This window comes from Streptomyces sp. NPDC058662, assembly GCF_042716255.1.
Classification (GTDB): Bacteria; Actinomycetota; Actinomycetes; order Streptomycetales; family Streptomycetaceae; genus Streptomyces.
Map to the genome: position 1 here is coordinate 1 of NZ_JBHXRU010000105.1, position 20,124 is coordinate 20,124.

The following is a 20,124-nucleotide window of genomic DNA, read 5'->3' on the forward strand; positions in this document are numbered from 1 at the left end:
AACTACACCACAAATCTCGCCGGCAGCGACTGATGTGAATCAGCGACAGGCGCCACTCCACCGGCCCGCGGGGGGCGCCGGCCCGGGCGGGCCCGCCCGGGCCGGACGCGGAGCGGCCCCGGCGGCCGCTGCCCGGCCCCTGTCCCCGGGCGGCGCCCCGTGCACGCACCTGCCGACGCCCGGCCCCTCGACCGGGCCGCCCCGCAGGCGACTTGGACCGTCCCGCCGGCGGACCGAAAGTGCCCGCCGCACGGCGCCCGGCGCAGGGCTCCGCGAGTCCGCCGGACGCCCCGCGCGGCGCGACGCGCCGTGCCGGATCTCGGCCACGAAAAGAAAACCGGGCCGCTCCGGTGGTGTACTGGTGAGTACGGGGGCCCGGAGCGCCCGGATTTGATAGATCTGGAGGGTCCGGGTGAACGCCACTGAGAGAACGGACCTCCACCATGTTTGATCTCATCAGGTCCGAGACCGTCGTCTGTACCTTCTGCAAAGCCACTCCCGCCGACGGAGCCGTACGAACCCTGAGCGCCTCGCAGGGCCGTCTGTCGGTCACCTGGCACGCCGAAACCTGTCCGCACTACGCCGCCGACCTGATCCTCGCCTCGGACGACCAGTGACCCCGCCCGACGGGGCGCGGCACACGGATCGGACCGAGCGGGCGGAGCCGGCCGTCGAGGAGGCGCAGACGCACCTGCCGTAGCTGGGCGCTGCCCACACCCCGCCGGCAGCCGGGCGGCGCCCCTGGCGCACCCTCACCGCCCCGGCCGGCCACCCCTTCGGCCTGACCCCACCCACCCCTGCGGGGTCCCGGCGCTCGCCCGCCCAGGCACCGACGCCCCCCGCCCTGCACGGCCGCCCCCACCCCCGGCCCCGCCGCGACCCTCACCCAGCCCGCCTCGGCCACCCGCCGCCGCGACGCCGGGCCCGCCTCGCTCAACCTGCCCACCCCGGCCCCGCCGCGACCCTCACCCGGCCCAGCTCCGCCCCCGGGCCGCTCGCCTCGCTCGGCCTGCCCCCCGGCCCCGCCGCGACCCTCATCCGGCCCGGCTTCGGCCGCCCCCGCCGCCGCGACGCGGCACCGGGCCTCGCTCGGCCGTCTCCCGGCCCGGCGGCGTGGGGCGGCAACCGGTGGGGCGGCACCGGGCGTCCCCCACCGGGGGGTGGCGTCCATGACGCGGAGACGATCACGGGAGTGGCGGCCGGCCGCGGCCGTGCCCGTGGCCGCGGCGGCGGCTGTGTACGGGTGGGCGCACTGGTCGTTGGGCGCGAGCGGGCCGGCTACCGCCGTCGCGGTGACCGGCGGCATCCTCCTGCTCGCCGCGGCCTGCGCCGCGTACGCCGTTCTCGCCGGCGGCGGCAGCGGCGGCTTCTTCGGGGCGCTGATCCTGGCCGTCGCCCTGCTGCTGACCGTGGCGGCCGCCGACCAGGCCGCCTCCCGCACCGCGGCCGCCACCTGCGTCGTCACCACGCTCCACACCACCGTGCAGAGCCCGCCGGGCGACGCGGCCCCACCGGCGAAGACCGTCTACCGGCTCGAACTGCGCTGCCCCGGCGGCTATCCCACCGAACTCAAGGACGACCGCCCCCACGCCGCGGCCGGCCACCGGATCCAGGTGGCCTACGACCCCGCGCGCAAGGTGGCCCCCGCCGTGGCCGGCACCACGACGCCCTGGCGGGCGGGCCTGTGGGCCGCGGCCCTCCTCCTCCTCAGCACGGTCATCGCCCTCAACAGCCGCCGCCCACCCCACCCCCCAACCTGACCCCCAACCTGATCCCGCCCCTCAGCCGTTCACCGCCCCTGACCGCCCCTCAGCCCCTGACCGCCCCTCAGCCCCTCACCGCCCCTCAGCCCCTCACCGCCCCTCAGCCGCTCACCGCTGCTCAGCCCCTCACCGCCGGTCCCCGCCGCTCACCGCCCCTCCCCGCGGGTCCCCGCCGCTGACCGCCACCTGCCACCGACCCCGACCCACCCCACCACCCCGGAGGGGAACGGCACCCCCCACCGCCCCGGAGGGGCCCGGTGTTCCCGCTACCGCTCCGGCGGGGGAACGGTGCCCGTCCCCACCCGAGCCGCCAGCAGCGCGATGTCGTCATCGGCCGACGCCGGCACCAGATGCGTGATCAACGAGTCGCACAAATGGTCCAGCGGCTGCTGCGGCTCGGTCAGCAACGCCGTGAGCTCCGCCAACCGCTCGTCGATGTCCCGACTGCGCGCCTCGATCAACCCATCGGTGTACAGCACCAGCACACTCCCCGGCACCACCGTGAACTCCGTCGTGGTGAACGTGATCCCACCCACCCCCAACGGCACCCCCGGCGGCGTCGTGACCAGCCGCACGCGCCCGTCCGGCGCCGCCACCACCGGCGGCGGATGCCCGGCCCGCGTCACCGAGCACCGCCCCGTCACCGGATCGCACACCACGTACAAGAACGTCGCCAGCATCGGCTCCGCCAGATCGGCGAGCGTCGCCTCCAGCTGACGCAGCAGCGCCGCCGGCGTCATGTCCAAACGCGCCAGCGCCCGCACCGTCGCCGACAACCGCCCCATCACCGCGGCCGCCGCGATGCCGTGCCCCATCACGTCCCCGATCAGCAGCGCCGCCCGCCCGCCCGTCAGCGGCAGCACGTCGTACCAGTCGCCCCCCACCTCGTTGACGTCACTGGCCGGCAGATAGCGGTGCGCGATCTCGATCCCCGGCGGCGGCGTCACATGCTGGGGCAGCATGCTGCGCTGCAGCACCACCGCCGTCTCGTGCTCGTGGTGGTACAGCCGCGCGTTGTCGATACTGATCGCCGCCCGGGCCGCCAGCTCACCGGCCAACGTCACGTCCTCGGACCCGTAGGGGCCCACCGCACGGGTCCGGAAGAACGTCGCGACACCCAACACCACCTCCCGCGCCACCAGCGGAATCATCATGAACGAGTGCACACCCGTCTCCACCAGCTGCGCCGGCTTGGGGGAGTGCCGGGCGGCCGGCGCCACCACCTGCTCGTCCAACCGCGCGATCAGATACGGCTGCCGCGACGCCAACGCCTGCGTGTACGGGGCGGCGGCGGGGAAGGACAGGGTCCGCCCCAGCGGAGCCAGCACCCGGGTGACGGCCGAACCGGTCAACGGCGCCTTCCCCAGCCGCCGCAACCCCACGCCCCCCGACAGTCCCGCCCCCGGCTCGTCCCCCCGCGCCAACGTGTCCAGGACATCGACGGTGACGGCGTCCGCCAGATGCGGCACGGCCAGATCCGCCAACTCCTGCGCCGTGCGCTCCAGATCGAAACTCGCCCCGATCCGCGAGCTGGCCTCACTGAGCAGCGCGAGCCGGCGCCGCCCCGCCTCCGCGTCGCTGTGGTCGCGCTGCTGCTCGGTGATGTCCAGCAGCGAGGCGATCACCCCGATCGGCCGGCCCCCCGGGTCCTCCACCCGCACGTACGAGCACGACCACACCCGGTCGTGCTCCGGATCCGCGGGCGTACGGCCCGTACGGCGCCGGTCCAGGACCGGCTCACCGCTGTGCAGGACCCGCCGCATCGCCTCCTCCATCTCGCCCGCGTTCACCTCCGGCAGCACCTCCGCCAGCCGCCGCCCCACATGCGCCGACTCCGTCAGCCCGTTCATCGCCTCCAACGCCGCATTGACCTGCAGGAACCGCAACTGCGTATCGAGCACGGCGATCCCCACCGGCGAACGCGCGAACAACCCGTCCCACACCGCCGAGGACCCCCGGATCCGCCGCGCCGCGTGCGCGTCCGCCGCGAACACCAGCACCGCCGAGGCCCCCCGCCGCCGATCGGGCACCGGACACGCCCAGATCTCCAGCTCCAGCGGATGCCCGTCCCGATGCCAGGCGGTGACCGTACCCATCACCCCGCGCCCGGTGGCGGCCGTCTCCCACAAGGACCGCCCCAGACTCCGGTCCGCCCCCGGATGCAGCAGATCGGAGATGTGCCGCCCCAGCACCTGCCGCGGCGCGTACCCCAGCAGCTCCTGCGCCCCGCGGTTCCACCGCACGATCGTCCCCTCGCCGCTGGTGGCCACCAACGCCACCGGCAGCGCCCCCAGCCACCCGCCGGCGTCCTGCGCGGCGCCACTGACCAGCTCCTGAATCGGAAACCCCTCACCCATCACGCACCCGCCCCTCCCACCCGCCCCCCGCCCCACCACAACCCCCACCGGGACGGACACAGGTCCCGATACGGCTCCCGGTACGGATACGGCTCCCGGTACGGATACGGCTCCCGGTACGGATACGGATACGGCTCCCAGTACAGGTACGCGTCTCGGTACGGATGCGGCTCCCGGTACGGGTACGGCTTCCAGCAGGCCGGGGCCTCCGGCCGCCGCGCACCCCGGCGCCCGGCGCCCGGCGGGCGGGCACCGTGCTCGGCTCCCGCGGCCACACCCCCGCGGGTGGCACCTGGGCTTCCTCCACCCCCTCATCGTCGCCCGGCCCGGCCCGCACCGCCCCCCGGCCCCGCCCCGGCCGCCCCTCAGCCGGCCGCCTCGACGAGAAAACGCCGCCCCTGCCCCTGTTCCCGCCCCGCCGGCGGCGCCGCCGGGTCGTGGGGGAGGCACGGCCACTGCTGCACCGGCGTCCGCACCGCTCCCGCACCCCGCCGGGCCCCCGCCCGAGGCCGCCCGGCCCCGCCCGAGGCCGGCGCGTTAGGCTGCTGGACGCCCCGACAGGAGCCAGGGATGGAGCAGCCCATGGACACCGTCCGCCGTACCGCACTGGTCGAGGACCTGATGGAGCGCTTCCCGCAGGTGCCCCGGGAAGCCGTCATCAAGGAGGACCTCCTGCGCGGCGGCATGGCCTTCGAGGAGTCCGCGCTCAGCGGCACCGCCGACGGCACCGGCACCGACGTCAAGCCGAAGTCGTACTTCATCTTCTCCTTCGACCACCGCACCCTGCCCGAACTCGGCGCCGCCGCCCTCAACCGGCCCCCCGAGGAGATCGTCCTCACCGGCGGCCCCTACGACCTGCGCCGCACCGTGGTCTCGGTACGGGTCAACCCCGACTCCCCGTACGTGGTGCGCGGCGGCGAGGACGGCACGCTCGGCCTCCACCTGGACGGTGTGCGGATCGCCGACGTCGGCCTGCCGCCGATGCCCGAGTACTACCGGCACACCCTGTCCAACGGGAAGTCGGTGATGGAGGTCGCCCCGACCATCCAGTGGGGCTACCTCATCTACCTGACCGTCTTCCGGGTCTGCCAGTACTTCGGCGCCAAGGAGGAGTGCCAGTTCTGCGACATCAACCACAACTGGCGCCAGCACAAGGCCGCCGGCCGCCCCTACACCGGCGTCAAGCCGGTCGAGGAGGTACTGGAGGCCCTGGAGATCATCGACCGCTACGACACCGCGGGCGCCTCCCGCGCCTACACCCTCACCGGCGGCTCGATCACCTCCCGGGTCGCCGGCCGCGACGAGGCCGACTTCTACGGCCACTACGCGAAGGCCATCGAGGAGCGCTTCCCCGGCCGCTGGACCGGCAAGGTCGTCGCCCAGGCCCTGCCCCGCGCCGACGTGCAGCGCTTCCACGACCACGGCATCCGCATCTACCACCCCAACTTCGAGGTGTGGGACCGGCGCCTGTTCCAACTCCACTGCCCCGGCAAGGAACGCTACGTGGGCCGCGACGAGTGGCACCGCAGGATCCTGGACTCCGCCGAGGTGTTCGGCTCCCGCAACGTCATCCCCAACTTCGTGGCCGGCATCGAGATGGCCCGCCCGTCCGGCTTCACCGACGTCGGCGAGGCCATCGCCTCCACCACCGAGGGCCTGCGGTTCTTCATGTCCCACGGCATCGTGCCGCGCTTCACCACCTGGTGCCCGGAACCGACGACCCCGCTGGGCCGGGCCAACCCGCTGGGCGCGCCCCTGGAGTACCACATCCGCCTCCTTGAGGCCTACCGGGCGACGCTTCAGGAGCACGGCCTCAGCTCCCCGCCCGGCTACGGCCCGGCCGGTCCCGGCCGCGCGGTGTTCTCCGTCAGCTCGTTCATGGACAGCCTGGAAGGTATGGAAGGCCTGGAGGAGACCGCCGCGGCCACCGCCTGACCCGCCGCCGGCCCTTCCCGGCCCGCCGTGCCCCGCCCGGCCCCGCCGCTCACGGGGATGTGCACGGCGCCGCTCACGGGGATGTGCACGGCGCCGCTGACGGGGATGTGCACGGCGTCGCTGACGGGGATGTGCACGGCGTGCGCGAGGGCGGTAACGCCGTCCCCGGCAGGCCGCGGTCCCGCGGCGCCCTCGCCGGCCTGCACCAGCGTCCCGGCGGGGCGGGGCGGTGGTGCACAATGCCAGCGGATGATCTTCGAGCCTGTGCTGTACGCCGAGACCACCGCCCCCGCCCCGACCACCGAGCGAAGCGGACCCACCCGTGAACGACACCGCCGGCGCCCCCGTCCTGGACACCCTCTTCGGTGCGATCACCGTCCGCCGCCAGGGCCAGGACCGCATCGACGTCCAGGGCGGGGCGATCCCCCCGGCGACCCTGCGGCGCCGGACCGGCCCGCCGGCCGACCCGGCCATCGCCATCGGCACCCGCGACCCGGCCCTCCTCACCCTGCTCGTCGACGGCCGCCCCACCGACCTGCGCCCCGCCAAGGGCCGCCTGAGCAGGCGCTCCTACCGGGTGGAGGCGACCTGTGACGGGGCCCGCTACCGCCTGGTCCCCGACTCCCTCACCACCAGCCGCCTCACCCGCGGGGGCGTCCACCTCGGCGACTTCTCCTGCGACGGCGACGAGCGCCCGGGCGCCGTGTGGAAGGACGGCCCCGACATCCGCCCGGCGGACGCCGCGATCGGCTACGTCCTGGCCTCGGCCTTCGGCACCGGCGCCCAGCCCCTGTGGATGATGCTCACCGACGCCGTGGCCGAAGCCCTGCCCTGACCCGCCCCCGCCCCCGCACGCCCGCCCCCGCACGCCCGCCCTCACACCTCCACCCCTCACAGGCCGCCCCCGCACCCCGGCGGGGCGGGGCCGGATTCCGGAAAAACGGTTCGGTGACCGAACCGGACGGTTAGGGTGGGCCGGTGACCCTGCCCCGCGACTACCCGAGCCAGGCCTGCGCGCTCTCGCGCGCCATGGAAGTCGTCGGCGAGCGCTGGACCCTGCTGATCGTCCGCGACGCGTTCCTCGGCGTCCGCCGCTTCAAGGACTTCGCCGCCCACCTGGGCACCCCCCGCGCCGTCCTGAGCGACCGCCTCGCCTCCCTGACCGCGGCCGGAGTCCTCACCCGCGTACCGGCCCACGGCCCCCGCCCGCACTACGAACTCACCCCCCGCGGCATCGCGCTGTGGCCCGCCGTCCGCGCCCTGTCCGCCTGGGGCGAGGACCACCACCCCGCCCCCGGCGGGGTCCGCCGGATCTTCCGTCACGCCGCCGACGACGCCCCCGTCGCCGGCGACGGCCGCTGCACCGCCTGCGGGCGGCCCGTCGAGGCCGCCGACCTCCTGATCACCCCCGGCCCCGGCCTGCCGCCGCCCGCCGACGGCGACGACCCGGTCACCGCCGCCCTCCACCGACCGCACCGGCTCCTGCGGCCGCTGCACCTGACGAAAGGCACCCCCGCATGAGGATCCTGACCGTCGGAGCCGGCGCCGCCGGCGGCTACTTCGGCGCCCGCCTGGCCCACACCGGAGCGGACCTCACCTTTTTGGTGCGCCCCGCCCGGGCCGCCGCCCTGCGCGAGCGGGGACTGCGGGTACGCGGCATGGGGGAGGACCTGCACCTCACCCCCCGACTGGTCACCGCCGACACCCTGAGCTCCCCCTACGACCTGGTCCTGCTGTCGGTGAAGTCCACCGCCCTGCGGGAGGCCACCGCCGACCTGGCCCCGGCCGTCGGCCCCGGCACGGCGATCGTCCCGCTCCTCAACGGCCTGGCCCACCTCGACCACCTCACCGCCCGCTTCGGCGGCGACGCCGTCCTGGGCGGAGTCGCCAGGGTCGTCACCACCCTGGACGAGCACGGCGACATCGTACGGATGGCGCCGCCCGCCGAACTCGCCCTCGGCGAACGCGACGGGCGGCCCTCCCCGCGGACCGGGGAGATCCGCGCCGCGCTGACCGCCGCCGGCATCGACTCCCCGCCCGTCCCCGACGTGATCGCCGCCATGTGGCACAAGTGGGTGTTCATCGCGAGCCTGGCCGCCGCGACCTGCCTGGCCCGCGGCGCCGTCGGCGAGTTCAACGCCGTACCCGGCGGCCCGGCCCTGGGCCCCGCGGTCCTCGCCGAGGCCGCCGCCGTCTCCGCCGCCGCCGGACACCCCCTGCCCGACACCGAACACGCCGCGACCACCCGCGTCCTGACCACCCCCGGCTCCCCCCTGACCCCCTCCCTCTACCGCGACCTGAGCGCCGGAGCACCCACCGAGGTCGAGCACGTCCTGGGCGATTTGACCGACCGCGCCCGCGCCCTGTCCGTCCCCACCCCCCTCCTGGACCTCGCCACCCTCCAACTCCGCGTCCACCAGCGCCGCCTCACCCGCCCCGCCACCGCCTGAGCGGCCCCGCCGGCCCCGGACCGCCGCGTTCAGGCCCGCCGCGTTCAGGGCCGCCGCCCTCCGGACCGTCGTGTTCAGGGCCGTCGTGTTCAGGGCCGGTGGATCCGCTCCACGCCGTACCACTTCGACACGCACGCCGCGACCCAGTCCCGCTCGTAGCTCCCCGTGAAGAACGGCTCGGCCAGCGCACCGATGTACAGCGGCCGGTAGCCCACATCGACGGCGCCGCGCGCCGCCTCGGCCCGGATACGGGAGTCCTGGGCGTCGAAGGCCACCGCCCGGGTGACCGTGTGCGTGGTGAGCTGCCGCACGGCGGGGACGAGCGCCGCCACCGCCATCAGCGCCAGGCAGCCGGCCGCCACCGCGCCGGCCGCCACCGCGCCGGCCGCCACCGGACCGGCCGCCCGGAGCGGCCCGCCGGCCCGCCGCCCCGTCAGCCGCCGCCCGCCCCACGCCCCCAGCAGCGCCCCGTACCCGCACAGCGCCAGCTCCATCGGTACCAGGAAACTCGTCCAGGTCCGGGCGTACGTCCATCCGCTCGGCCCGTAGCCGCTGCGCAGACCCGCCACCACCGCGAACGAGCCCAGCACCACCACGGGCACCGGGAGCAGCAGCAGGGCCGCCAGCGCCGGGCGCGGCACCGTCCGCCGCGGCGCCCGCCCGCCCGCCGCCCGCCGCCCCAGCGCGCATGCCAAACCCAGCAGGACACCGGCTGCCGCGGCCCCGAGGTAGGCCCACTGGCCGGTGACGGAGTCCCACAGGTGCAGCCAGCCCTGGTAGGTGCCCCTGAGCTCGGCCGCGGAGAGCATGGACTCCTTGGCCGGCTGCTGCCCGCGCCGCCACCGCGCGCCGGGAGAGGTGTACAGCACGACCAGGCCGCACAGCAGCCCCGCACACCACAGCAGGCACCAGGTGAACGGACGCCAGGTGGGTGCCAGCCCCCAGCGGGGCAGGCACACCAGCGCGACCGCGACGGCCAGCAGCCCGCTGACGAGCGCGAACGGCTCACTCAACGTGCCCAGAGCGCAGCCGATCACGAACGCGCCGGCGAAACCGGCCCGACGGACGGCGGGACGGGCGTCCCCGACGGTCGCCACGGCCAGCAGCAGCGCCCACAGGCCGATCACGCTCGGAAGGGTGTGGGAGATCGTCGCGGGCGCCCACAGCAGCACCTGGTAGCTGCGGGTGCCCGCGAAGTAGAGCAGCGCCTGGAGGACCAGCGCGCACGCGGTCAGGACCAGCAGCGGGGGCCGGCCGCCCAGGAACCGGACGAAGTGACGGCCCAGCAGCACCAGCGCGGCGGTGAAGAACACCACGATGACCGTCGGCAGGATTTTGGTCCCGACCGGCCCCTGCCCGTAGACGACACCGCTCAGGAAGGCGTTGGCGACCCGGCCGTTCTGGGTCAGGTAGAAATCGGAGGTGATACCCCAGACCCCCAGGTCGCGGGCCTTCCACGCCGCGCACCAGTCGTCGGAGGTGGGCCGCAGGTAGAGACCGAGGAAGCACCCCACACCGATCAAAGCCCCGGCCGCCGCGACGAGCGCCACCCCCGCCGACGGCAGGAACCTCCCCAGGAAGGAGCGCCCGCGCCCGCCACCCCGCGAGGCCGCCCCCCGCGCCCCCGCGCGCCCGCCTCCCTCGCCGCGCGCCTCCTCGCCCTCGGCAGTGCTCACGTCGCCACCCCTTCGCAGCAGGGGGCCCGGCCGCCGCGGGCGGCCGGTGCCAGGCGCCCCGCCGACCGCGGCGACCCGCGGGCCCGCGAGCCCTCATCGTGTGCACGGCCCGCCGCCCCCGGCATCCCGGGTGGGCCGGCACGCGTAACGGCCCCACCCGCCCCGCCGCCACGCCCTCCTCACCCGGGCGGCGGGCACCTTGTGGCGGGGCGCGCCCGCCTCTTCCAGGATGGGAAACCGGGGCCGCGCCTTTGCGGGCCCGGCGGAGGGAAGTGGCGATGCCCCGTCTGCGGCTCACCCGCTGGGCCCTGCTCGCGACAGCCCTGGCATGCGTCGCCGTCCCCCCGGCCCCCGCCCCCGGCCGCCTCGCAGGCCTTCCCGCCGACCCTTCCGCACATGCGCCCGCCGACCGCCCCGCAGGCTTCGCCGACCGCCCCGCAGGCTTCGCCGACCGGCCCGCCGGCCACTTCGCCGGCTATGTCGCCGGCCGCCTCGCCGCTCGCAGCCCCGCCCGCGACGCCCCGCCGCTGCGGCCCGCCGGCCCCCGCGGCCCCGGCGAGCCCGACCCTGACGCCGGCTCCGCGTTCCTGTCCGTACCCGCCCCCACCGCCGGACTCCTGTCCAACACCACCTCCACCGCGGGCGTACCCCCGGCCCTCGCCCGGGGCGCCGGCTACGTCGAGGGCAGCAACGTCCTGCGCCTGGCGTCCGGCGACTGGATGTACCTGCCGGCCGGCCGGGACGCCCCGGCCCGGGTCGCCCCCGGCCATCGCGGCGCCGCCCGGCAGATCGAGCTGAGCCGCGCCTGGCTGGCCTCGGGCCGCGTCCCGGGCCGCTCGCCCGCCCAGAGCGCCGCCGCCGAGCGGGCCCTGCTGTCCATGCGCGCCCTGCTCCGCCCCAACGGCGCCCTGGCGGCCGGCTGGAGCGAGGGCTGGAAGTACTCCTGGCCGCGCGACTCCAGCTTCGCCTGCGCCGCGTTCGCGTACACCGGCCACGACGCCGAGGCCTACCGGATCCTGCGCCACAGCGCCGCGACCCAGCGCCCGGACGGCACCTGGCAGGCCCGCACGAGACTCGACGGATCCGGCCCGCCCGACACCAGGCCGTGGCAGCTCGACGCCAACGGCTGGGTCCCCTGGGCCACCTGGCACTGGTACCGCACCGCCCCCCGCCCCACCCGCGCCGCCCACCTGGCCGCCCTCTACCCGATGATCCGCAAGGCCGCCGACCGCACGGCCGCCTCCCTGCGCGCCGACGGCCTGCCCCCGGCCTCCCCCGACTACTGGGAACTGGGGACGGCCACCGCGAACATCGGCACCGCCGCGCCCCTGCTCGCCGGCCTCAACGCCGCCGCCGACCTCGCCCGGCACAGCGACCGCCCCCGCGACGCGGCCCGCTGGACCCGCGCCGCGCGCCGCCTCTCCACCGCCATCTCCCGACACTTCGCCCCCCGGGGCTACCCGCGCACCGCCGAGGGCCACCACGGCCGCGACAGCGCGGTGGCGTTCATGGCGCCCCCCTTCAACACCGCCCCCGCCGACCTGCCCCCGGCCCTGGAGAGCACCTGGCGGGCGCTGCTCCTGCCCAACGGGGGCCTGACCCCCGGGAACGACCCCGCCGCGCCCTGGGGTACGAACGCCTGGACGCCCAGTACGGCGTTCTTCGCGCTCGCCTGGGCCGCGACGGGCCGCGCGCAGAGGGCGGAACCCGTCCTGGACTGGGTCCTGTCCAAGAGGAACCCGCTCGGCGAGCTGCCGGAGAAGGTCGACCAGGAGGGCCGGCCCTCCTCGGTGGCCCCGCTGGCCTGGACGGGGTCGATCACCGTCCTGACCCTCGTGGCACTCGACGGCACCCCCCTGCCCGCCCCACCCCCGCCCTGACACCGGAACACCCTGCCGCCGGTACGCCGTGATGCGGGGTGCCGGCGGGCCGGCGGACGGGGTGTGGGGGAGGGGTCACACGGGTTGTGTGCCCTCACCGGGCGGGGGTGCGGTGCGGACCCGTTCCAGCGCGGCCAGCAGGCGCCGGTGGGCGAGCCGTTCGGCCGCCACCGCCCGCTCCAGGTCCGCGGGGCGCGCATCGCGCGGGGCGGCCCGGGCCGGCTCCGCGGCCGCCCGCCGCACGCCGCGGGCCCGCCGCACCTCCTCGCGGGCCGCCAGGCAGCCCTCGTCGAGGAGCTCGTGGTCCAAGGCCTGGGCGAAGGCCCGCTCCGCCAGGGCGCCGAGCCGCTCCAGGCCCTCGGCGCAGCCGGCGGGCACCCCCGCGCAGCCCTCGTCCAGGGCCCGGGACAGCGACCCCAGGCGCGCGTGGAGCTGCGGGTAGCCGAAGGCCGGCGCGGGGTCGTCGCGGCAGCCGGCGACCGAGGCCGCGAGCAGGGCGGCGCAGGCCGCGGCGCGTATCGCGCCTGCCCGCGCGCCGCGGCGCCCACCCGCCCGGGAGCAAGGGGAGCAAGGGGAGCAAGAGGGGTAAGGGGAGCAAGCGGTCATGGGCACCCCGATCGCCGCCGACCCGCGCGGGCCGGCTCTCGGACGGGCCAGGGGCCGGGCCGTGCCCCGGCGTGGTGCGCGCCATCCTCGCCCGCACCGCTCAGCGCTGCCACCCGGGGGCCGCGCGTCCGGCCTGCGCGAGCGCGGTGGAGGGCACCGCCCGGTGCCACGGGGAGGAGGGCGGGAGGGTGCCCAGCGGCCCGGAACCGCCCGCGGGGGCCGTGGTGATGTGCAGGGCGGCGTCCAGGCCGAGGGTCGCGGCGAGGGCCGTGCCGTCCGGTGCGGCCACCGCGGCCGGTGCGCCCGTGTAGAGCATCCGGGACTCGTGCCAGGCGGCCTCGCCGCCGGAGCGCGCCACGGCGACCGCGCCCGTGCCGGCGCGGCCCGCCAGCAGGGGGCCCGCAGCGCCGACGGCGCCGTAGCCGCCCTGCCCGCCGGCCTCGGTGAGCGGGGAGAACACCGGCGCGTCCCCGCCCGCGGTGGCCAGGGTCGTGACGATGGTGCCGCTGCCGGGCCGGCGGAAGTACAGGCGTACGCCGTCCTCCCGCGCGCTCGCCGAGAGCGGGCCGGTGGTCGCCGGCAGCCCGGTCGCCGAGGGGCCGCGCAGCGGGGCGCCGGGCGCCGCCTGGGTCCAGGCCAGCACGGTCGTGGCCGTGGCCGCGTAGAGGTGGACGCGGCCCGCCGCGTCGGTCGCGGCGACCGGGTCGCCCTGCAGGGCACTGCCGCCCAGCGCCTGCCACCGGCCGAAGGCGCCGCCGGGGACCGCCTGCGCGCGGGCGCGCAGGGTGCGCCCGGAATCACGTACGTACACCGTCATCCGGCCCGCCCGGTCCACGGCGACCGACGGCCCACTGATCGCCGAAGTGCCGGATATGTCCCCTGTGTCGGGGGTGTCCAGGGGCTGCCACGGGCCGAACGCGCCGTCGGGCGCGGCCTGGACGGCGTACACGAGGTGGCGCCCGTACTCCGTCGGCGCGGCGCCCAGGGTGGTGCGGGTGGCGAACACCGCGATCCTGCCGTCGGGCAGGCGGGCGGCCGTCGCGCCCGGGTCGAGTCCGCCCCCGGGCAGCAGGCGGGGCCCCTGCCAGGCGGCGCGGGGTCCGCCGCGCGACCAGTACGCCATCCGCCCGTCCAGGACGGCGAAGGCCCACAGCCGGCCCGCGACGCCCTCGGCCATCCAGGAGGTGCCCTCGCCGCGGCTGTAGCGGATGGTCCGGCTCCAGCCGGCGCCCGCGGGCCGGGTCGCGGTCTTGCGGTCGCCGCAGCCGGCGGGGCTGCCGCACCAGTCCTGGTGGTCGCTCCAGGCGTAGGTCTTGAGGTAGCCGAGCTTCTCCTCGGCCGCCCGCGCGTCGAGCACGGGCGGCAGGGAGCTGTTGGGGTAGCTCACGTAGTTCTGGACCGAGAAGTGCGGCCGGTCCGCGGACCGCGCGTAGCGCTCGGCCGCCGCCTGCACGAAGCGGGCCCCGTAGATGTGGTCCTGGTGGTCCAGGAACGCCTTGCCGTCCCGCGTCCGGCCGGGAGTGGGGTCCTGGGTGCGTATCGCGGTCGGCCGGTACCGGGCGAAGACCTCCGCGATGGCCTGCACCGCCTGCTCCCTGGTGTACGAGAACCAGGAGGCGACCGGCGTCCGGGAGGCCAGCTGGGCGCCCAGGGCCTCGACCCTGCCGTCCCACAGCCCGCGCAGGCTGTCCGGGTTGTCGCCGGAGATGCTGCGGGCCTCGCGCAACTGCATCCACACCAGGTTGACCTCGGGCCGGGCGACCAGGACGTCCACCTCGGCGCTCCCGCCGCCGACCGTGGGCACCGACCCGCGCTTCCAGGCGCTGGCCCGGTCCCCGGTGGCCATCTGCGCGTAGGCGGCCCGTATGCCGTTCTGCCGGGCCTCGGCGTAGGCCCCGTGGTCGGCGGGCCCCACCGGGTCCGTCAGGTGCGGGCTGTGGGCCTCGTTGCGGCCGTCGGACTCGCCGGAGGTCAGGTAGACGGTGGCGACCCGGGCGCCGCCGGCTATGGAGCGGCTCAGGTCGGGGTTCATGAAGAACAGGTCGTCGTCGGGGTGCGCCACGACCTGCACCACCGTGCCCTCGGTCACACTCGCACGCACGGCCGCTTCGGCCGCGGCCGGCTCCGGCGCGCCCCGCCCCCCGTGGGCCCAGGCCGTCACCCCGCCGGCGCCGACGGCGAGCGCGGCGAACAGGGCCGCGAGGCGGGTGCGGCTGGCCAGGTACATCTGCAACGCCTTGAGGGTCGAATCCGGTGCGGAATCCCGCGAGGAGGTGGGCCGGTGTCCCGATGGCTCCACCACTTCCGGAGACGGCCGGCCCCGAGTATGCCCCGCCCGTTCGCGACTGACACACCCTCAAGAGGCATATGACCGTTAATCAGGTTCAATGCGCCATATAGTCGACTTGTTCCTTTTCGTACGTCTTGGGGGTCGGCCCGTGTCGGCCCATGGGGCCCGTGGCGGCCCCGGCCGCCGGCCGCGACGGCCCGCGGCGCTCAGGACGCGCCGGCGGGCCCGGGCGGGGTGGGCAGCGGCGTCCCGCCCAGCTGCTGCAGGGCCAGCACCACCAGGGCGTCGGTCCAGCCCAGCGGGACGACCGCCGCGGGCCGGCCCTGCGCGTCGACGGTCTCCGGAAGCTCACCGAGCGGATTGCGCTTGGCCAGGACCCAGTCCACCACCGCCGCCGCCTTCTCCCGCTCACCCGTACCGGCCCAGGCCAGCGCGAAGAAGGACGTACTGGCCGTCCAGGTGATGTCCCCCCACCGCGTGCCGGGATCATCACCCGGCACCAGCCCGCCGTTGGGCCGCAGCAGCGCCGCGTAGGTGTCCTCCAGAGCCCGGCCCAGCCCGGCGGGAGCGGTGTTGAACGGGGGAGCCATGAACGCCACCGCGCTGTCACGGCCGTGCAGCCCGTCGGCCGTGCGCGGATAGCCGCCCGGCGCGAAATGCGCGGCGATACCCGCCGACAACCGCCGGGCACCCGCCGCCCACCGCGCCGCGTCCTCACCGCGCCCCAGCTCACCGGCCAGATCGGCCGCGGCGTTCAACCCGGCCAGCAAAGGCGCCGCCGTACCGATGTTCACCGTGGAGGTGGGCAGCTCCCAGTAGTCGGGGGAGGCCGGCGGCAGCCCGCGCGCGTCCAGCGACCCGGCGGCGTGATCGGCCGCCCGGGCCACCATCGGGTACAGCGCCCGCAGCCGCTCCCCGCGGTCTGGGCGCCCGGCCGCCGCCCGGTACCACTGCCACACCCCCCACGGAACCCACCCGTTCGCATCCAGCTGCCAGGTCCGGGCATCGGGCGGACCGGAGCCGTCCAGACGGCTGCGGGCCTCCCACGTACCGTCCCCGCGCTGCGTCGCCGCGTCGAACCGCAGGATCCGGTACGCCTCCTCGTCGTACCCGCTGTGCGCGAACGCGGCCGCGGCGAACGCCCCGTCACGCGGCCAGGAGAAGTCCCAGAACGGATACCAGGCCGCGGCGAACGCCCCGTTCGGCTGCAGCAGCGCCCGCATCGACAGCAAAGCCCGCTCGGCCCCCTCCCGGCGCGCCCCCCGCGCCGCCCCCGGCACCCGCCCCGCCGCCAGCCACCGCCGGGCCGCCTCGACCTGCGCCGCCGCCCCCGGATCACCGGCCTCCACGACCACCGACCTCGCACCGCCCGCCGGCAGGTACCGCCACCGCCCCGACGGCAGCCGCAGCACGTTGCTGCCCGGCACGTAGGAGGCACTCGCCGCGGTGATCGGATCCACCGCCTCCGTCACCGTCCCGTTGGACAGCAGCCCCCCGCTCTTGCCGAACACCCGCTCCGAAGCCGTGTAGCAGGCCTCCAACTCCCCGCACCGCTCCTGCGCCGAGGGATTGACCACGAACGCGAGCCGCGCCCGCGCCTCGGCGTGCCAGCCGCCCCAGTACGCCGCGTCGTAGTTCCAGCTCACCGCGCCGCCCGCCACCGCCTCGCGGGTACCGTGCCAGGCGAACGCCCCGTCGGTACCCGTGGCCTGCGCGAACAGGTAGTAGGTGGCCCCCGGCGCCAGATCCGCCTCCACCGGCACCTCCAGCCACCCCGCACCGGCGCCCCCGATCCGCGCCAGGTCCACCGCGCCCGACGCCACCACCGAGCCCGCGTCCCCCAGCACACGGCGCACCTGCACACTCACCCGGCCGCCCGTCGCACCGCCGCTCACGTACAGGCCGACCCGCGCGAGCCGCCCCTGCGGCACACTGAACTCCTGGGCCGCGGCGTTGTTCTCCGCCCTGAGACCGAACAGCGCCGCCTCGTGCCGCAACTGCACCCGCCCGACCCCCTCACCCCCCTCCCCGGGACGCGCGGCGCCCGTACCGGGCAGGGCCGCCGCCACCACGGCCATCGCGAGCACAGCGCACCGTGTGAGCAACGGCGTTCTCCCTTGAACCTCTGCACCTTCTCAGCACCGGACCGCGCCCGGACCGAGGACCCGACCACCGGCGGGGCCGGCCCGGCCGCCGGGACAGCCCTGCCCCGCCGAGGCCGCCGGGTACCGCGGCGGAGGGCCGATCAACTCCAAAGAGGAACAAGGGCGCAGGCACGGGAGCCCGCCCGGCGCGGGGTCACAGACCCAGGGAGATGGCCAGCCGGGTCAGCTCGGCGGTGCTGTGCACGTCCAGCTTGGCCCGGATACGGCGCAGGTAGGCGTCGACGGTGTGCTTGGACAGTCCCATGTTCCGCGCCGTCTGCAGGTAGGTGCGGCCGGCGGCGATGTGCCGCAGGGCCTCCTGCTCACGCGGGGCCAGAGCGGCCGCGGGGGCTTCGACGTGCGGCGTGGCGAGTGTGAGGCTCATGGGATTTCCTCCGCCGGATCGGCTCGGTCATCGCTGCTCACGTCGTCGGAAGCAGAGGAGCATGTACTGAATGTCCCGTTTGGTCTGTATAAAAAGACTGGCCTCGGGACGTCATGGCCAGGTCCGGCGACTGTCACAGCCGTGTGACAGGACCCACCCCCCCACGCGTGGGACGACACCCCCGGGGGAAAGGACCCCACCCCACCGGACACACCACCCCCGCCCCCGCCCCGCCGCACCGCGGCCGCACCCCACACCCGCCCCGCCCGGACTCGCCCCCCGCCCCGGCCCCCGGGCCGTACCGCGCCGCCGCGTCCGTCCCTGCCCCCGGCCCGCGCGCCGCCGCGCCCCCGCCCCCGGCCCGCACCGCGCCGCCGCGTCCGTGCCTGACGAGCCCCGGCCCACGCCGCGCCGCCCCCCCCGCACCTGAGACCCCCGCCCCCGCGCCCGCCCCCGCCGCGCCCCGAACGCGCGCCGCGCCGCTGACGGTTCTTCAAGAATCCGCCCGCGGCGGCGTTTACGCGTACGCGCGAGGGTCACACGCGTGGACAGCGGGGTTCCGGGACCGAGGACCGGACGGGACTCCGCCGAGGCCCCCGCACCGCGCCCCCGGGCGTGACGCGGGGTCCCGCCGGCACCACGCGACTGCCGTCCGGGATCCGCACGGCACCCGGGCGCCCGCGCCCGCGGCCTCTTCCCCCGGCCGCCGGGCGCGGCGACCCGGCACACCCCCGGCGGCGACGCTCGGACCGCCGCCCCCGGGCAGCGGACCCGACGGCAGCCGCCGGCGCGCGCCACCGGCGGCGTCACCGGTGGTCGGCGGCGACGACGCCCCCGCTTGATAGGCAAGTGAACGCTTGCCTATGCTGGGGTCGTGGCCGACGACCTCTTCAAAGCCCTGGCCGACCCCACCCGCCGCACCATCCTCGACGAGCTGGCGCAGCGGTCCGGGCAGACACTGTTCGAGATCTGCTCGCGCCTGAGCATGAGGCACCGCCTCGCCCTCTCCCGCCAGGCGGTCTCCCAGCACCTCGCCGTACTGGAGAGCGCCGGGTTGGTGGAGACCCGGCGCGAGGGCCGCTACAAGTTCCACGACCTGAACACCGCCCCGCTGCGGCAGATCGCCGAGCGCTGGCCCGTACCCGACACCCCCCCGCACCCCCGCACCGCAGGAGAGCACCCCATGAGGATCCACCTGACCAGCGTCTTCGTCGACGACCAGGCCGAGGCCCTGCGCTTCTACACCGAGATCCTCGGCTTCGTGAAGAAGTACGACGTCCCGCTGGGGGAGAAGGACCGCTGGCTGACCGTCGTCTCGCCGGAAGATCCCCGCGGCACCGAACTCCTCCTGGAGCCCGCCGCCCACCCGGCCGCCAAGACCTACCGCGACGCGCTCGTCGAGGACGGCATCCCCCTCGCCCAGTTCGCCGTCCAGGACGTGCGGGCGGAGTACGAGCGCCTGCGCGCCCTCGGGGTCCGCTTCGTCCAGGAGCCCCTGGAGATGGGCGCCGTCACCACCGCCGTCCTCGACGACACCTGCGGCAACCTGATCCAGATCGCCACCCAGCCCCAGTAGCCGCCCGCCCCCCGCCCCCGTGCCCGCGCCCGCCTGCCCCCCCCCGGCCGGCGGGTGTCACAGGCAGGCGAGGAGGTCCTCCAGCGGGGCGGGCGCCCGGTCAGGGCCGAGGGCTTCGGCCAGGAGGCGGCCGTAGCGGATCTTGCGGCCCTTCCTCGTGCCGAGGAAGCGCCGCAGCATCTGCTCGCGGGTGCGGCCGCGCTGGGCGGGCTGGCGCGTGAAGGTGCGCCAGGCGCGCAGCTCGTCCTCGGCCTCGATGACCCCCTCCACGCGCGCCGGGCCCAGCGTGCGGATGAGCTCCTCCTCCAGGTCCGCCGCGCAGACGAACACCCGCCGCCCCGGGGCCCGCCCCGGGGCCAGGCCCCGGACGAAGAAGGGCTCCTCGCGCTCGTCGCACAGGCCGACCAGGCGCAGGCCCAGCCCCGAGGGCCCCAGGAGCCCCGCGTAGCGGCCGACGTTCATCGCCCCGCCCATCGCCACCACGCACACCCCCTCGGCCGCCAGGTCACGGCCCCGCGCCCCGGCCAGCGCCTCGACGGCCGCGAGGTCGCTCAGCCCCTCCAGCAGGACCGCCGTACGCACCCCCAGGCGCCGCGCCAGCTCCCCGGCCGCCCCGCCGGGCCCGCCGCCCGCCCAGCCGTCGACCTCGTCCCTGAATACGCGCATGTCGACCATGCGGAGAGTCTGCTGTGCCCGCCCGCGCCGGCGCACCCCGATATCCGCCCCCGGGCACGGCCCGCGGAAGGCGGCCCCCCACCCCATCCAATTCCTTCGATTCCTGGGCAAATCAGACATCGAGCCCTTTCCCTCAAAGGGGTACGGACGGCTGCGGAGGGTGACATTCGGGGGTCCCGGCGGTGACCCGCCCCACAGGACCCAGGTCACATACGACTCTCGCTAGTAGCCCCTGAACGTCCTTTTCGTGCCCGTTTGTGGGGGTGGTGACCTGCGGGAACGCCGGTCGGGGCGGTGGGGGGCCGTTGCGCCCCGGCTGCGAGGCGCCCTAGTACGTGGGCTCGTTGCCAGGGGGTCGGGGCGTCTGTAGAACTGGATGAGTCGCCG

The 20,124-nt window shown here is 76.3% G+C and carries 15 protein-coding genes and 1 pseudogene; 9 read left to right on the top strand and 7 right to left on the bottom strand.

All coding sequences use genetic code 11. The features are described 5' to 3' along the window. The first annotated feature begins 443 nt into the window (after nucleotides 1-443). Together ACFWUQ_RS26645 and ACFWUQ_RS26650 are read left to right on the top strand one after the other, a co-directional pair. Complete coding sequence (locus ACFWUQ_RS26645; protein WP_384542881.1) at nucleotides 444-617, top strand: hypothetical protein; 174 nt, start codon at nucleotides 444-446, stop codon at nucleotides 615-617. A gap of 552 nt (nucleotides 618-1,169) precedes the next feature. Next, on the top strand, nucleotides 1,170-1,760 hold the full coding sequence (locus ACFWUQ_RS26650; RefSeq protein ID WP_384542883.1) for a hypothetical protein: 591 nt from the start codon (nucleotides 1,170-1,172) through the stop codon (nucleotides 1,758-1,760). Between the two features lie 269 nt (nucleotides 1,761-2,029). On the opposite strand, the gene ACFWUQ_RS26655 is transcribed toward ACFWUQ_RS26650, so the two are convergent. Next, complete coding sequence (locus ACFWUQ_RS26655; RefSeq protein ID WP_384542886.1) at nucleotides 2,030-4,180, bottom strand: SpoIIE family protein phosphatase; 2,151 nt, start codon at nucleotides 4,178-4,180, stop codon at nucleotides 2,030-2,032. 522 nt (nucleotides 4,181-4,702) lie between these two features. Between ACFWUQ_RS26655 and ACFWUQ_RS26660 the strand changes: the two genes are divergently transcribed. From ACFWUQ_RS26660 to ACFWUQ_RS26675, 4 genes are all read left to right on the top strand, one after another. Continuing rightward, the gene (locus tag ACFWUQ_RS26660) at nucleotides 4,703-6,055 is read left to right on the top strand and encodes a radical SAM protein (protein WP_384542916.1); all 1,353 of its coding nucleotides are present in this window, start codon (nucleotides 4,703-4,705) and stop codon (nucleotides 6,053-6,055) included. Nucleotides 6,056-6,377: 322 nt separating this feature from the next. Then, nucleotides 6,378-6,890 carry a hypothetical protein gene (locus ACFWUQ_RS26665; RefSeq protein ID WP_384542888.1) on the top strand — a complete coding sequence of 171 codons (513 nt, stop codon included), beginning with the start codon at nucleotides 6,378-6,380 and terminating at the stop codon, nucleotides 6,888-6,890. Nucleotides 6,891-7,033: 143 nt separating this feature from the next. Next, complete coding sequence (locus ACFWUQ_RS26670; RefSeq protein ID WP_384542890.1) at nucleotides 7,034-7,576, top strand: winged helix-turn-helix transcriptional regulator; 543 nt, start codon at nucleotides 7,034-7,036, stop codon at nucleotides 7,574-7,576. Beyond that, the gene (locus ACFWUQ_RS26675) at nucleotides 7,573-8,505 is read left to right on the top strand and encodes a 2-dehydropantoate 2-reductase (protein ID WP_384542892.1); all 933 of its coding nucleotides are present in this window, start codon (nucleotides 7,573-7,575) and stop codon (nucleotides 8,503-8,505) included. Before ACFWUQ_RS26670 ends, ACFWUQ_RS26675 begins: the two co-directional genes overlap by 4 nt. A gap of 89 nt (nucleotides 8,506-8,594) precedes the next feature. On the opposite strand, the gene ACFWUQ_RS26680 is transcribed toward ACFWUQ_RS26675, so the two are convergent. Then, on the bottom strand, nucleotides 8,595-10,181 hold the full coding sequence (locus tag ACFWUQ_RS26680) for a hypothetical protein (protein WP_384542895.1): 1,587 nt from the start codon (nucleotides 10,179-10,181) through the stop codon (nucleotides 8,595-8,597). Between the two features lie 278 nt (nucleotides 10,182-10,459). Between ACFWUQ_RS26680 and ACFWUQ_RS26685 the strand changes: the two genes are divergently transcribed. Further along, complete coding sequence (locus tag ACFWUQ_RS26685; protein WP_384542898.1) at nucleotides 10,460-12,061, top strand: hypothetical protein; 1,602 nt, start codon at nucleotides 10,460-10,462, stop codon at nucleotides 12,059-12,061. A gap of 75 nt (nucleotides 12,062-12,136) precedes the next feature. Here ACFWUQ_RS26685 and ACFWUQ_RS26690 read toward each other — a convergent pair whose 3' ends face one another. The 4 genes from ACFWUQ_RS26690 to ACFWUQ_RS26705 all read right to left on the bottom strand — a co-directional run bounded on the left by ACFWUQ_RS26690 (nucleotide 12,137) and on the right by ACFWUQ_RS26705 (nucleotide 17,486). Then, nucleotides 12,137-12,667, bottom strand: coding sequence for a hypothetical protein (locus tag ACFWUQ_RS26690; RefSeq protein WP_384542901.1), 531 nt, complete (start codon nucleotides 12,665-12,667; stop codon nucleotides 12,137-12,139). Between the two features lie 100 nt (nucleotides 12,668-12,767). Beyond that, nucleotides 12,768-14,894 carry a PIG-L family deacetylase gene (locus tag ACFWUQ_RS26695; RefSeq protein ID WP_384542904.1) on the bottom strand — a complete coding sequence of 709 codons (2,127 nt, stop codon included), beginning with the start codon at nucleotides 14,892-14,894 and terminating at the stop codon, nucleotides 12,768-12,770. A 269-nt stretch (nucleotides 14,895-15,163) separates the two neighbouring features. Continuing rightward, nucleotides 15,164-17,044 carry a hypothetical protein gene (locus ACFWUQ_RS26700; protein ID WP_384542907.1) on the bottom strand — a complete coding sequence of 627 codons (1,881 nt, stop codon included), beginning with the start codon at nucleotides 17,042-17,044 and terminating at the stop codon, nucleotides 15,164-15,166. Between the two features lie 211 nt (nucleotides 17,045-17,255). Next, nucleotides 17,256-17,486: a response regulator transcription factor gene (locus ACFWUQ_RS26705; protein ID WP_384542910.1), complete on the bottom strand. Its 231-nt coding sequence runs from the start codon at nucleotides 17,484-17,486 to the stop codon at nucleotides 17,256-17,258. Between the two features lie 874 nt (nucleotides 17,487-18,360). On the opposite strand from ACFWUQ_RS26705, the pseudogene ACFWUQ_RS26710 reads away from it, so the two are divergent. Beyond that, nucleotides 18,361-18,633 (top strand): annotated as a pseudogene (locus ACFWUQ_RS26710) (ArsR/SmtB family transcription factor); the annotation flags it as partial. Between the two features lie 36 nt (nucleotides 18,634-18,669). Continuing rightward, nucleotides 18,670-19,062 (top strand): VOC family protein, encoded by a 393-nt coding sequence (locus tag ACFWUQ_RS26715; RefSeq protein WP_384542919.1) that lies wholly within the window; start codon nucleotides 18,670-18,672, stop codon nucleotides 19,060-19,062. 57 nt (nucleotides 19,063-19,119) lie between these two features. Here ACFWUQ_RS26715 and ACFWUQ_RS26720 read toward each other — a convergent pair whose 3' ends face one another. Then, nucleotides 19,120-19,737, bottom strand: coding sequence for a TOPRIM nucleotidyl transferase/hydrolase domain-containing protein (locus ACFWUQ_RS26720; protein ID WP_384542913.1), 618 nt, complete (start codon nucleotides 19,735-19,737; stop codon nucleotides 19,120-19,122). Nucleotides 19,738-20,124 lie beyond the last annotated feature (387 nt).